We start from the raw sequence: 14045 nt of genomic DNA, 5'->3' as shown, positions 1-14045 counted from the left end.
TTGCCTCCAGCTATTAGCAAAACCTGGTGAGTTTATACCCTATGGATGTGATAAATAGGAGCTTCGGCACTCATCTATTTTCTAAGGGAACAGGTTATATCTAAGAATGCAGTAGATAGCTCGAACGCCGTCCTTCCAACCAATCTTTTTCCCTTCTTTATAGGTACGACCATAATAGGAAATACCCACCTCATAGATACGACAGTCGAGCTTAGAAACCTTGGCCGTAATTTCAGGCTCGAAACCAAATCGATTTTCCCGAATTTGAATGGATTGAATAATTTCCCGACGGAAAGCTTTGTAACAAGTTTCCATATCCGTCAGGTTAATATTGGTCATCATGTTGGAGAGAGTAGTCAAGAACTGGTTACCAACCATGTGCCAATAGTAAACAACCCGGTGAGGATGGCTACCAATGAACCGAGAGCCAAATACCACATCTGCCCGATCTGCCAGAATGGGTGCAATCATAAGCGGATACTCTTGAGGGTCGTACTCTAAATCCGCATCTTGAACAATAACAATATCACCCGTGGCTTCTGCAAAACCTGTACGTAGCGCCGCTCCTTTTCCTTTGTTTCGAGGATGGTATATAACCTTGTCTACGTATGGCTCGATTGTCGAGCGCAATAGATTTTGAGTGCCATCTGTTGAACAATCATCAACAATAATGATTTCTTTGTCTTTGACAGGTGATTCTTTAACGGCAGCCACGACTTTTCCAATCGTACCTAACTCGTTGTAGCAGGGAATAACAATCGATAATTTCATAGACAAAGCCGAACATTGGATGAGAACAACAATAACTGACAGAGTGGTTACTCGTGGTACCGGGACATAGGACTGAATAGTTATTGCCATATCCCTGTCTAGAGAAGCTGACAGAATAAACTATTATTTACCGAATGCTGGCAGCCCGCATAAATTTCGATGGCAATTGTACATCTGATCGTTAGGTGCTTGACACTCCACCTGCCATATCTAGAAGAGTTTTAAATGTGCTTTACGCTGTTAGCATCTACAGCATAGAAGACAATGTTGGAAACGAGACCTAATAACCGATGTGGCCGCATATAAACCTGCATCGTTGGAGGGCACATCTGTTGCAGTTCCTGAGCAGTCAGCAGATTTAAGTTTTCCTCTCTAGCCCAGAAGTCATGGCCTAGCAAACGAAGAATTCGGCGAAACCATGTGGCAGGTAACCAGTGTATTAGTGGAAGAATGGTGTGAAACTCTACAGGATACCAGCGGTTAGGTGTGGTGATAAAGCAGCGCTTACCTACTCGGCAGAGTTCGTTAACAAAAGCTTGTTGGCGCTGGCGATCGCCTACATGCTCAATCACTGCAGAGCTCACTACAAGATCAAAGCTCTTGTCAGGAAACGGCAGATTAAGCCCATCGGCTTGAACGTAGGTTAAGCCAGGAAATTCTTTTTCTAAAAACTTGGCATCTTCCATACCAACAGCCGTGATGCTTTGGGGGTAAGGATAATACCTTTCAAAAAAGTTGCAATCTTCTCGTCGATCAGACGTAACACCCACATCGAGAACTTGCATGGTCGGGGTCGGTTGAACCAACTGCATCAGAGTGTTCAACATCTCCAGCCGGACTTTCAAAGAAATTTTGCTGACTATACCACCCACATTAGGTTGTACATAGTCACTTTGCCCTTCAGAAGATGAATATAAAGACAGGCTAGTTTTGCTGTTCATAGGCTTCGGCGCGTTTCACTCGACACGACAGATAGGAACGGAAATAGGAATCTAGTGCGAAGTCAATGACGATCAGCAGGGCTGCAAAACAATCTCTTTGAACTAGGAAGGGGGCATCAGGTTAGCCCAAGTATTCTGTATTGGCGTTTCTAGGCATACCTTTAGCACCTGGCTACCGGACTAGAAGCAATTTCTTACACGAGAAAAGAATAAGCACCTGATTGATTTCTGGCAGAAAGATCCGTCATCAAAGTTTCAAGCATGAGTGATTTAATCCTGCAAATTTGACGCATCAACTGCAATGTCTTATACAAGAGCATTGCTTAAAGCAAAATCCTCATAACCAAGCCAGATCTACATTTATTTCTGCTGCCACACAGAACCATGGGGAGCAAAAATTGAAGTGATTATACTATGAGGAATAACTTAGCGGTCATAATAATCGACCTATGTTGGAAGTATCACAGGTCATAATCTCCATCAGGCACTTCTGATACGCTCAGGACTAGAGCCTTTTTGTTGTGTGTTGTGCGAAGCACAACACACAACAAAAAGGCTCTAAATAGGAGAAGAGGTTGAGTGCGACGCACCCAACCTCTTCTCCTATCTCTACAAAAATAACTAAGGTCAATCTCTACTAAAAGTAGCCGTTTTTCAACGGTCTTGCTCAACGACTTCACGCACCCGGTAAATGGGCCGCCCCTGGGATTCATGATAAGTGCGCATAGCAACCTCGGCCAGCAGGCCCAAACTGAACAGCTGTACCCCTGTTAGGAAAAGTACTACCGCCAGAATGAGGAGGGGGCGATCGCCAATACTTTGCCCCAATACCAGCTTCAAGAAGGTGAGATAGCTACCCAGCAGAATTCCCAACGCTAGCGACGCCAACCCAAAGCCACCAAACACATGCATGGGTCGGGTAAGGAACTTTTTCATAAAGGCGATGGTGAACAGATCCATCAACACCCGAAAGGTACGCCCCAGCCCATATTTGCTTTGACCAAATTGACGGGCGTGATGCTTCACAGGCACTTCCGTAATTCGTGCCCCTTCAATGAAAGCCAGGGCCGGCAGGAAACGGTGCAGTTCACCGTACAGATTCATATCCATGACCAACTCAGAACGGTATGCCTTGAGGGAGCAACCGTAGTCATGTAGCTTTACCCCGGTGACCCAACCGATTAAGCCATTGGCCAACTTTGATGGTAGGAGGCGAGTTAGAGCAGCGTCCTGCCGATTCTTACGCCAACCGCTCACCAGGTCATACCCCTCCTCCAACTTCTCAACCAGCATAGGAATGTCAGAGGGGTCGTTCTGCAGGTCACCATCCAGAGTAACAATTACATCTCCCCGGGCATGGTTGAAACCTGCAGCCATCGCAGCGGTCTGGCCATAGTTCCGGCGCAACAGCACACCTCGCAGGTCGCTTCGGCTCAGGGCCAGCTCCCGCAGCAGTGCCGTAGTACCGTCTCGGGAGCCATCGTCTACACAGATAATTTCATAGTCGAAGTCGGTGGGTTGGACGGCTGTGGCGATCGCCTCCACTAATCGGGGCAAGCTTTCCACCTCGTTGTAAACGGGTACCACCACCGACAGCCTTAGCGGGCGAGTTGCTTCATCAAGGGACGGTTGGGGTTGACCTTTAGGGATGAGAGAAGTATCCATAGCACGGCGACTCATGAGCTAACCACCATTAAACCGGAGAAGCGGTTTCGATGGATGAGTCAGTTAGCCAGATTTTGTCAGGGCAGAAGGTGGGGGCTTTGCTTTCATCTTTTGCCCTAACAGAAAATGTAGAACAGTCTGTCATAACTTTAAGTTGCCAATATGGTCAGCAAAGATACGGAGCCTTTTCAAGAGCTAGGATGTAAACCTTTCTATATTTCATGGGGCGAGTTTGAATTTTATTCAGTCCAGATCAAATTTGCTTAACGCAGCTTTCATATTTTGGGGAAGGCCTACCCAATCTATTTCCATTTTATTTGGCTAACTTATGTAAACAGAATTCATTTAATTATTACAAGAAGTCATTCTCTCAAGGCCGATCAAATCTCTAATACATCGGCAAAAGCTACCAGCAAAGGACTTTCATAGATTTAGGCATAAGTTAGCGTTAGTTTGCTGGCCTCTAAGATTTGCTCAAAGCTACTTCTTCAGATAACTTTATAACTCGCAAACTAAATCAATTTGTTAGTAATTTATTTTATTTTTCTTCAGAATAAAGCCGAAACACAACGCTCAGAAAAATCCGTGGATATTCCCTACAGCTATCTTGGTGCAGCTGACTAGGATGAGCTTAAATCAATTCAATGCAATCCAATCTATCCGCTCTACAGGAGTCATCATGGTTTTAGATCCTCACACTTTCATGGCAAAGATGGAAGCTCGAATGGACTTTTCTACCGCTGATAAAGAGCTTCTATTAAGTAATGCAAATTGGGGATTAGAAATTGCCTCTGACATGTCCGATCACTTCTACAGCTATATGGGACGTGACCCGGAAATGGGCGTCATCCTCAACGCCTCTGAAGGTCGGGTTCATCGGCTGAAAGAAACCTTCGTTCTGTGGTTTCACGAAATGTTTACCGGCATGGATAATTGGGGAGACGAGTACGCCGATCGCCGCTGGAAAATCGGTCTAGTTCACGTCAAGATTGGCATTGGTCCTCAGCACGTCGTTCCAGCCATGGCAACGGTTGTTCATGAGGCTGGTAAGCGAGCGATCGCTGATGGTAAATCTGAAAATTTACGCGATGCCCTGGGTAAGATCTGCATGATCGACCTGGCATTTATTGAACAGGCTTACATTGAAGTTTCTTCAACGGCTGTGTTGAAAGAAACAGGCTGGACTGAGGGCCTATTCCGGCGCTTAATTACAACAGGTGCTGGAGCAATGTAAGAGCACCAGGCTCATCCTTGAAAATCTCTTTTAGAGGATGTTTGAAACGTTTTAATGAGGGTTTTATTTTCCGTACACAGCATACGAAAAATGAACGTTTCAAACACCCTACCAGGCTTATGATCCAACACTATCTATTTCGTTAATTTTCCAGAAGTTGTTGACCCTCTATTTCTCCTGACTTCCGTTCACTCCCACTAACAAAGGAAATCACAATGGCTATTAGCACCGAAAAGTTGAATATGGTTTTGCAGCAGTTCGTCACAGCTACCAGTGACGTTCAAGGGGCAGCCCTGGTAACCCCCGATGGTCTGCCTTTGGCTACGAGCCTACCCGCAGGTATGGATGAAGAACGGGTTTCAGCGATGTCTGCCGCTATGTTGTCCCTGGGCGAGCGGATTGGTTCAGAGTTGGCACGGGGTGGTGTTGATCGAATCTACGTAGAAGGAGATCAGGGCTACGGCGTGCTGACCAGCTGCGGCGAAGACGCCGTATTCCTAGTGTTGGCCAGCAAAGCGGCCAAGCAGGGTGTACTGATGCTTGAGATCAAGCGCACCCTGGGGGAATTGAAGTTACTCATGATGTAAAGTTCCGATTCGCTGTGGCGGAGTCCCAGGCTCCGCCACCTTCTTCACCCCTATCCCTTCATCGGTCTCTTCCATGGAAATCATGCGGCTTGTGGTGACTGGCCCGGTTGGGTCGGGCAAGTCCACGTTTATTCGCTCTGTTAGCGAAATTGAGGTCGTCGATACTGATCGCCACGCCACCGACGAAACTCTACTCATCAAAAAACGCACCACCGTTGCCTTTGACTTTGGCCGCCTCCAGTTTGGGCCAGAAATGGCATTGCACCTCTACGGAACTCCTGGACAATCGCGCTTCGACTTTATGTGGGACATTTTGATCCGCAAAGCTCACGCGTATATCTTGCTGATTGCGGCCCACCGTCCCATGGAGTTTCGCCACTCGCGCCGCATTCTGGCTTTTATGAAACAGCGATCGCAAATTCCCATGATCATCGGCCTCACCCATACAGACTGCGAGGGAGCCTGGGAAGCCGAGAACGTGGCGATCGCCCTGGGCTACGTCCTCCCTGAAACCCGTCCCCTAATGATTACGGTTAATCCCACGGAATCTGCTTCCGTTGCCGAAGCCATCATTACCCTCGTCCAACATTCTATGCAGGGCTGTCTTGTCTAATAGTTGATGTTGCGTGCGCGGCCCAAACCAACCTTTCTCAGAGCGTCGCATCTACAGGTCAGCGCATAAGCCCAGCCCTGTCCATCAGCCCCCATTTGAAATGTTGATTTTTTGTAGATTAATCAGCCACGCAAAATCAACATCTCAAATCTCTCTCAAATCCATTGCAGCGACTACCTAGGTGAGATGTGTCATGACCATTACCGGCTATCTATCAGAGTTTTCCTTAGCAGAACTCTTCCAAATTTTGGAACAGGGAACGAAATCGGGGTTGTTGACCATCTGCTCCCTGTTGGAACCGCAAGCACCGAAACAAGGCAATCACTACATCTGGTTTAAGCAGGGGCGCATTGTTGCTGCCTCCAATACTCTCGACCAGCAAGGCTTAATGCGCTTGATTAATCAGCGAGGCTGGTTGGGAGAGCGAGCGGCTAACCGGCTCACTCAAAACTGCACAGTGGGAACTCCTGCCGGAGTTTGCCTAAAAACCCAGGGAGCATTAACTGTTGAACAACTCAAGTTGTTGTTCTACTCCCAGGTCATGCGTCAGGTCTGTGCCCTGTTTGAACTAGAAAATGGCTGGTTTCAGTTTGATCCACAAGCACCAATTCCCGTAGCTGAATTGACAGGATTAAATGCATCAGCAACCGAAGTGACGCTAGCAGGACTGCGAGCGCTAAAAGATTGGTCAGCCTTACTGGACAAGCTACCCGATCCCTCCTCAGCCCTGGTTAGTGTGATTCATGGTCAGCCACAGTTCAAGCTCAGCCCAACAGAGTGGCAGGTCTGGGAATTTGCTAAGGGAACAGTGGCGTTGGGGGCGATCGCCAAACAGCTTCAGATTTCCGTCGAAAAAGTACAGCAGGTGGCTTTTCGGCTAACGGTAGTGGGTTTGGCGGAAGAAGTGCCGATGGTTTCGGAGCCCCTGGTAGCCATGCCAGATCCAGAACCTCTCGTAGATGCTCCCATCAGTGGCTTTGGATCCCACTCGGCACAAACTGAAGCAGTACCAGCAGGCCACGGGGTTAGCCAATCCTTTCTACAGAATTTGGTTGGCTTCTTGAAAGGCAAACTCTAAGTTTTCCCAAAGGTCTTATGCTCATCTTCGATTTCTTACTCGGGTTGTTCGAATTTGTAGAGTTTCTTGCCAGCCCGCTGGGTCTATCTACCAGCCTTTGGGGAAGCGCTTACTGGATTTTGCTCCAACTCTGGCACGTCAGCGTTCCCTCGGCTCTGTGGCTGCCACTCATTCCGGCCTTCTACCTCTACATCTACCTGGATAGATTGGCATGCCGTTAGCCCTTCGGCTATGCCTCTCTCACCATTGCGCAATCTAGGGATAACGGCTCTGGTGTTCCATCACCTCCCTAGATTAGGCATGCTTTCTTCCTCTCTGCGATTCAAGGAGTGTTTATGCAACGGTTTGCCTGGAACGATTCCCTCAGCACTGGCGTCCCAATGATTGATGCCCATCACAAGGAACTGATCGCGGCAGTGAATGATCTGGCTCAGGCGATTGAACAGGGCCAGGGGTCAAATGCTATTAAAAAGCTGATTATGTTTCTTAAGTACTATGCTGAGTGGCATTTTGATCACGAAGAAAAATGCGCAGCCAAGCACCAATGCCCTATGGCCGACACCAATGAGAAGGCGCATGCCGCTTTCATTGAAACCTTTGGTAATTTACACGAGCAATATCGCCAGAGCAACGCCAGCGAAGCCGTTGCCCAGCAGATTTACGATGAGCTGTCCCGCTGGCTGGTAGGACACATTATGAATATTGATACAGAGATTGGCCGATGCCTCAGGCAGCCAAAAACGGTTCTTCCTACGTCATAGAGGGCTTATAGCCTGACGCAACTTAGGATCGCGTATTTATTAACCTGTAATTCTTGTTGTGAGAGGGGCGGCAAAGCCGCCCTTCTCACAACAAGAATTACAGGTTATTTTGTTCGTGATCCTTAGTAATCGACGGCTGAAGCCTGCCCACCTTCAAATATAGGTTGCTCTTTGCTGTTTACTCCTAGCCAGAACGGTTCATTGTTGAAAGGCCACGGAAAGCTTTTCAACAATGAATTTCCTGTTTCTAAGCGCGTAGCACCACAGGCGTTGATTACAAAGGAGGAGTGGCGTGCGTCGCACGCCACTCCTCCTTTGTAATCAACCTACTTGTAACAGGTGCATTTCACCTTATATAAGCAGGCAAATCCATTCACAACACTCGGCTATCCCCTTACACGCCGCTATAAGGGGATTTAAGGCTGAAATAATACCTTTGTTCTGGTCAGGTTTCAAACATGTGGATGGGGTGTGGTGAAAGGGGCATTTCGTGTTCCTTTCACCACACCCCATCCATGCATCTAAACACTCTCCTCTATTCTGATTTCCTGAAGTGATAGTGTCTTTGAAAAGCATTGGCTTTAGAGGACAAGAATATAGGCTGTTCACTTTTATGTTAAATTTCCTAGAGTATCTACGCCGTTAGGTACAACTCCTTATTTCAAGGCTATTTCAGAACGTTGATTTCAGATCTGAAACATCCTCGAGCCAAATTTTCTGTTGAAGCGGATCAATTTGTCTAGGCTAGGCGGTCAAAAAAAGAATGCTTTTTACGAGTTTTAATTTTTTTGTATTGGTTGCGATCGCCTTCGGGTTGTACTACTCGACAAAGAAGCAAAAGTTGCAAATCCTTATACTAATCATTGCAAGCTTTATTTTTTATGCTTGGAATTTTCCTGCACTCCTTTTGCTTCTACTCCTATCAATTGCTATTAATGCTATTTCCAGCTATGGCATTACAACTACAGGGGATAAAAACCTCAGGAAGATATATGCAACGCTAGGAGTTGTGCTCAACCTTGCAATTTTAGGTTTCTTTAAGTATAGCCCTTTAATTGGCCATACTTTTTTTGAGGACAAATCAACAATTGGGCAATTTTTAGTATCAATTCCTCTACCAATTGGTATTTCGTTTTTCACCTTCCAGGGAATTAGCCTCGTTATTGATACTTTCACGGGCAAGGAATTAGTTTTAACAGAAAGCCATGGAAACAAATTTAGTACACATCTGGCTAAAGTAACGCTATTTAAAGCCTTCTTTCCACAGCTGGTTGCTGGGCCTATTGTCAAAGCCCATGAATTTTTACCTCAGATAAAATCTAAGTTCTTATCCAATATTGAATGGGAATTCTGCTTTAGGAATCTCGTGGCCGGGTATTTTCTGAAGATGGTTGTTGCAGACAACCTCAAAGAGCAAACCTATTGGATCACCTATCCCTGGTTTTCTAACGTTTCCTTATCTGGGTTGCTAACACTTTTGTTTGGATACTCAATGCAAATCTTTGCCGATTTTGCAGGGTATTCCCTCATCGCTATTGGCCTTGCCGCATTGTTTGGATATAGGCTAATGGACAACTTCTTGTTCCCCTATATCTCCACATCTTTCTCTGAATTCTGGCGGCGGTGGCATATTTCCCTATCTAATTTTCTCAAGGAGTATTTGTATATACCCCTGGGAGGTAATCGGAAAGGTCGAGTCAGAACCTATATCAACTTAATGATTACGATGATGCTAGGAGGACTATGGCATGGTGCAGCTTGGAGCTATGCAGTGTGGGGAACATACCATGGCGCATTACTCGCTTCTGAACGTTTTTTAAAGGAAAGCTTTAATCCAAAACCTTTGAATCTTCCAAAAAACGTTATTCTTATCATCAAAGGAATTTTAGTATTTACAGCGGTCAGCTTTGGATGGTTACTATTTAAGCTACCCAATTTTGACCATGTAATCAAGTACCTACAAGCAATGATTCATAATGTTTTTTTTCTAAATCAGGATATAGACATTATGTTCTTCGTTGCAATTTATTCACTTCCTGTAGTGATTTATCATTTTCTATATCTTTATAAGGAAGGAAAGAATAGTTCTGGCTACAAGAGCTTACAGAGACTTGAGCCTATCATTTATGGAACGATGCTTTTTATGTTGATTTCAAATAGTGGTTCTTCTGGAGATTTTATCTACTTCCAGTTCTAAAGAATGCTTTAAAGCTCACTGAAAAAGTTATTTTTCGTGCAGAAAATGCATGAAAGAAATAACTAAAACGGACCCTGGTATCTTGTCAATTTCTCCCGAAGCATTGAGCGAGAAGCACTGGCCATGATGATACGTAAAACGTTGACGGTAACAATTGCTTTGATTCTGTTGTGGTCTATCATCGTCAATTTTCTACCACAGGATTTGGATACTTATCAGAGCCAGCGAGACAATAATTTAATTCGTGCACAAGACTACCTTTATAGCGTTCCTAACATTCAGGAAGAGAATGTCATTTTAGGTACTTCTCTTTCACAAAAAATTTCTGAATCCCTCCTATCTAAAAATTTTTATAATCTTGCCTTTGGTGGCCAGGGAATATTCGATGGTTTGGATGTTGTGAATTATCCCAAGGAGAAGCCAAGGGTAGTTTTTATAGAAATCAACAACATTTTGAAGGTAGAGGGAGACCTGTTTACAGAGGCTTTATTTGGACCAGCTACGTATAACTTGAAGAAGTACGTACCCTTGCTCAGAGATAGGAATAAGCCTGTAGGGGTCCTTAGAGGCTTTACCCGACCAAGGCAGAAAACTGCTGTGAATTTTAAGATGGCTGAAGATCAGATAGATGAAACAGATGCTTATAAGGCTGTTCTCAACCAACAAAGGGAAGCTTACAAGACGAAACCTTCGAAGCAGAGATTAGATCCACTATTTCAAAGATTAAAGCAATCTGTTGAGAAGCTTGAAAAAGAAGGTACAACAGTTGTTTTCTTCGAGATGCCAGTGCATCAAGAACTCTGTACTATGCCACGCGCTACAACCATTAGGAAGCGCTTCTACGTCGAATTTCCTCAGAAACAGTACCTTTATATCAAACAGCCAAATTGCGGTAACTATCAGACAACAGATGGCATTCATCTAACAGAAGCAAGTGGCAATCGGTATTCTCTGTACTTCAAAAGAAAAGCTGCAGCTTTGCCGCTTTAATATTACATTTTTCATAGATAGCAATGGGCAAGTGCATTAAGTATGGTGGTATAGGACACTTTGTGCCTTATACCACCGTCTGCTATATTTAACCTCAATTTGAGGAAAGCTCAAGTGCCCATTTTGGTATTCGCAGAGCGCCCATCAAAATGTTTTTTCAGGGATGTGCAAGGCACGCCCTCGAAAGAACCCTTAACCCGAACTCAACAGTTTTGTTGTATACAGTGTGCGAGCCACCACATACAACAACAATGCGCAAGGTCTAATCAACTCGACATGAAGATGCCTCCGTTCCATACCTTAACCAGACAAAGCTAGGACATGAGAGATATCTTCATGTTGAGTGGATAGATATAGCTTATATTTTGCACATTTCTAAAACTAAAACCCAGAAGTATAATTCTTCCACAACAACGTGGCTGAAGAATTACACTTCTGGGTTCTGGTGCAAGATCCAGGCCTATAAATTATGACCCTGGGTTAACACGCATTAGAACCTGGCCAAACTCCACAGGCTGAGCATTTTGCACAAGGATTTCGACAACTTCTCCGACTACTTCGGCCTCGATCTCGTTCATGATCTTCATAGCTTCAATAATACAGACAGTTTGGCCCAGACGAATCCGATCGCCCACCTCCACAAAGGACGCCTCGTCAGGGCCGGGAGCTCGATAGAACGTACCGACTACCGGAGCAACGATATCGATAAGCCGATCGTTGGCATGGGGAGCTGGAGCAGGGGCTGAAGTAGCAGCAGGCAAAGGGACAGGAACAGGAGCGGGTAGGGAGGCAGGAACGACACTACCCCGATCAGGTTCGACGGGGAGGGAGCGATCGCTAAAAACACCTCCCTTGCGTACCGTCAGTTCAAAATCGCCACTTTTTAAGTTCAGCTCCGCAATATCGGTCTGACTCAGGGTAGACAGCAGCTCGCGCAGTTCGTTCCAGTTCAATTCCACGTCCTATCCGCTCAATCTAATCGTGCAGTTTTATAAGAGACGACTTGCTTCAACAAGCCATCATGGGTCTCCCACACCGTTGCCTATTCTCGGCCCAGGTAGGAGTCGTTCCGGGTATCAATCTTAATGCGTTCGCCAACGGAGATAAACAGGGGCACCATAACTTGAGCTCCAGTTTCAACCTTAGCAGGCTTGGTACCGCCCGTTGCGGTGTCTCCCTTAACGCCGGGATCAGTCTCAGTAACCTCCAAAACAACGGAGTTGGGTAGTTCCACTTCCATCACCTGGGTGTCCCAACGAACCACGCTGACTTCCATGCCCTCTTTGAGGTACTTGACACGATCGCCGATTTGCGCCGCCGTCAGTCGTCCCTCTTCGTAGGTTTCCATATCCATAAAAACGTAATCATCACCTTCCTTATAAGTGTGTTGCATCACACTCTTTTCGAGGATGGCTTGGGGTACGGTTTCACCAGCCCGGAATGTACGCTCAATCACGCTGCCCGACTGTGCATTTTTCAGTTTCGTGCGTACAAATGCAGAGCCCTTCCCCGGTTTTACGTGCAGGAATTCAACTACCCGCCAGACGTTACCATCTAGCACGATGCTGACACCGGGACGAAAGTCGTTGCTGGAAATCATGAATCTCTTTGATTTGTGGGAGAACAATCGGCATCTAATTTTACCGCTTGTTGTGCGCTTGAGACATGAACGATCGCTTTCATTCAGCAATTCTCATTTTGAAATTAGGCCCGAAAACCGCGCGCCAAAGGCGCGCGGTTTTCGGGCATCAAAGCCAAGAGTTCACGCCCTACGGGCGTGAACTCTTGGCTTTGATGCCCATACTGAGAATTGCTGGCTTTCATTCAGACTTTGTGCTTTTACTCAGTTAAGCTCTGACAATAGGAACGATTGAGCTTCCCTGCGCCAGAACGAAAATGTTCGAATTTTGCGAATTTCAAGAGACGCTGACACTACACATATTTTCGTGAGAATTTGCAAGTGCCAATTGACGGAGAGCTCCAAATCCAACTAATCTACAAAAAATACATCGATAAACTGGAGTATGAGCTCATCTAAACCCTAAAGTTTGTCTCCGCCGTAGACAGCAGTGTGGGTTGGTGAAGCATATTCTCGCTTATCTCACGAGGTAATTGTTGTGGGCATCGTTGTTCAGGAGGTTTCCAAGGGCTTTGGTTCATTCCAGGCGGTTGACCAGGTCAACTTGGAAGTAGAGACTGGGTCATTGGTGGCATTGTTGGGACCATCGGGGTCTGGGAAGTCTACTCTGCTACGTCTCATTGCAGGGCTAGAAACTCCAGACGCCGGGCGAATCATCCTGACAGGACGAGATGCGACCTACGAGACTGTGCAGGAGCGCAATATCGGGTTCGTGTTTCAGCATTATGCGCTGTTTAAGCACATGAACGTGCGGGAAAATATTGCGTTCGGCCTGAGTCTGCGCAAAACACCCAAGAAAGCGGCCCAGAGACGGGTGGAAGAATTGTTGGAGTTGGTGCAGTTGAAAGGGCTGGGCGATCGCTACCCCTCCCAACTCTCCGGGGGCCAGCGGCAGCGTGTGGCTCTAGCTCGTGCTCTGGCAGTAGAACCCAAAGTATTGCTGCTCGACGAACCCTTTGGCGCTCTGGATGCCAAAGTTCGCAAGGACTTGCGAGCCTGGTTGCGCCGGATGCATGATGAGGTGCATGTAACCACAGTGTTTGTCACCCATGACCAGGAAGAGGCCATGGAAGTTGCCGACAAAATTGTGGTGATGAATAAGGGGCGCGTGGAACAGGTGGGCACCCCCGCAGAGATATATGACAACCCTGCAACGGCATTTGTCATGAGCTTCATCGGCCCAGTGAACGTGTTACCGGGCACATCCCGGATTTTTGAAGGGAATGGGTTTGAGTCACCCCATCCAGAAGTCTTTGTACGACCTCAGGATGTGGTAGTAGAAGTAGAGCCCAACGGCTCAACGGTATCGGCTCGGGTGAATCGCGTTATCCACCTGGGTTGGGAAGTGCAGGCCGAGCTGATTCTAGATGATGGTCAAGTGGTGACGGCACATTTGACGCGCGATCGCTTTGATGAGCTACAACTCGCCCCTCAACAACGGGTGTACGTTAAGCCCAAGGAAGCTCGCGCCTTCCCGCTTTACTACTCCATCTAGATCGCCTATTCATGATGCGCTGAAACGCTTGTGGTATGTGCCTTGCACGCAATGCTACTACTACAAGCGTTTCA

The 14045-nt window shown here is 46.5% G+C and carries 14 protein-coding genes; 9 read left to right on the top strand and 5 right to left on the bottom strand.

The genetic code is table 11. The features are described 5' to 3' along the window. Nucleotides 1-81: 81 nt before the first annotated feature. The 3 genes from NDI52_RS08270 to NDI52_RS08260 all read right to left on the bottom strand — a co-directional run bounded on the left by NDI52_RS08270 (nucleotide 82) and on the right by NDI52_RS08260 (nucleotide 3377). Nucleotides 82-771 carry a glycosyltransferase family 2 protein gene (locus tag NDI52_RS08270; protein ID WP_190774889.1) on the bottom strand — a complete coding sequence of 230 codons (690 nt, stop codon included), beginning with the start codon at nucleotides 769-771 and terminating at the stop codon, nucleotides 82-84. Between the two features lie 221 nt (nucleotides 772-992). After that, complete coding sequence (locus tag NDI52_RS08265) at nucleotides 993-1712, bottom strand: class I SAM-dependent methyltransferase (RefSeq protein ID WP_190774888.1); 720 nt, start codon at nucleotides 1710-1712, stop codon at nucleotides 993-995. A gap of 654 nt (nucleotides 1713-2366) precedes the next feature. Next, nucleotides 2367-3377, bottom strand: a complete 1011-nt coding sequence (locus tag NDI52_RS08260; protein WP_190774887.1) for a glycosyltransferase family 2 protein — start codon at nucleotides 3375-3377, stop codon at nucleotides 2367-2369. Nucleotides 3378-4056: 679 nt separating this feature from the next. Between NDI52_RS08260 and NDI52_RS08255 the strand changes: the two genes are divergently transcribed. From NDI52_RS08255 to NDI52_RS08220, 8 genes are all read left to right on the top strand, one after another. Beyond that, entirely contained in the window at nucleotides 4057-4611 is a 555-nt protein-coding gene (locus NDI52_RS08255; protein ID WP_190774908.1) for a protoglobin domain-containing protein, read from the top strand. Between the two features lie 215 nt (nucleotides 4612-4826). After that, entirely contained in the window at nucleotides 4827-5198 is a 372-nt protein-coding gene (locus NDI52_RS08250; RefSeq protein ID WP_190774886.1) for a roadblock/LC7 domain-containing protein, read from the top strand. 73 nt (nucleotides 5199-5271) lie between these two features. Continuing rightward, nucleotides 5272-5811, top strand: coding sequence for an ATP/GTP-binding protein (locus NDI52_RS08245; protein WP_190774885.1), 540 nt, complete (start codon nucleotides 5272-5274; stop codon nucleotides 5809-5811). Between the two features lie 193 nt (nucleotides 5812-6004). Further along, the gene (locus tag NDI52_RS08240) at nucleotides 6005-6889 is read left to right on the top strand and encodes a DUF4388 domain-containing protein (protein WP_190774884.1); all 885 of its coding nucleotides are present in this window, start codon (nucleotides 6005-6007) and stop codon (nucleotides 6887-6889) included. Nucleotides 6890-6906: 17 nt separating this feature from the next. Further along, a complete protein-coding gene (locus tag NDI52_RS08235) occupies nucleotides 6907-7110 on the top strand; it encodes a hypothetical protein (protein ID WP_190774883.1) in 204 nt (67 codons plus the stop codon). A gap of 114 nt (nucleotides 7111-7224) precedes the next feature. After that, a complete protein-coding gene (locus NDI52_RS08230) occupies nucleotides 7225-7650 on the top strand; it encodes a hemerythrin family protein (RefSeq protein WP_190774882.1) in 426 nt (141 codons plus the stop codon). 763 nt (nucleotides 7651-8413) lie between these two features. Further along, nucleotides 8414-9847 carry an MBOAT family protein gene (locus NDI52_RS08225; protein WP_190774881.1) on the top strand — a complete coding sequence of 478 codons (1434 nt, stop codon included), beginning with the start codon at nucleotides 8414-8416 and terminating at the stop codon, nucleotides 9845-9847. Nucleotides 9848-9970: 123 nt separating this feature from the next. Then, nucleotides 9971-10837, top strand: coding sequence for a hypothetical protein (locus tag NDI52_RS08220; RefSeq protein ID WP_190774880.1), 867 nt, complete (start codon nucleotides 9971-9973; stop codon nucleotides 10835-10837). A gap of 467 nt (nucleotides 10838-11304) precedes the next feature. Here NDI52_RS08220 and accB read toward each other — a convergent pair whose 3' ends face one another. Beyond that, the gene (accB, locus tag NDI52_RS08215) at nucleotides 11305-11796 is read right to left on the bottom strand and encodes an acetyl-CoA carboxylase biotin carboxyl carrier protein (RefSeq protein ID WP_190774879.1); all 492 of its coding nucleotides are present in this window, start codon (nucleotides 11794-11796) and stop codon (nucleotides 11305-11307) included. Nucleotides 11797-11879: 83 nt separating this feature from the next. Next, the gene (efp, locus tag NDI52_RS08210) at nucleotides 11880-12437 is read right to left on the bottom strand and encodes an elongation factor P (protein WP_190774878.1); all 558 of its coding nucleotides are present in this window, start codon (nucleotides 12435-12437) and stop codon (nucleotides 11880-11882) included. A 517-nt stretch (nucleotides 12438-12954) separates the two neighbouring features. On the opposite strand from efp, the gene NDI52_RS08205 reads away from it, so the two are divergent. Further along, nucleotides 12955-13971 carry a TOBE-like domain-containing protein gene (locus tag NDI52_RS08205; RefSeq protein ID WP_190774877.1) on the top strand — a complete coding sequence of 339 codons (1017 nt, stop codon included), beginning with the start codon at nucleotides 12955-12957 and terminating at the stop codon, nucleotides 13969-13971. Nucleotides 13972-14045 lie beyond the last annotated feature (74 nt).

Origin of the sequence: Leptolyngbya sp. PL-A3 (genome assembly GCF_039962325.1) — a bacterium.
GTDB lineage: Bacteria > Cyanobacteriota > Cyanobacteriia > Elainellales > Elainellaceae > Vacuolonema.
This window is presented reverse-complemented; position numbering and strand designations above follow the sequence as displayed.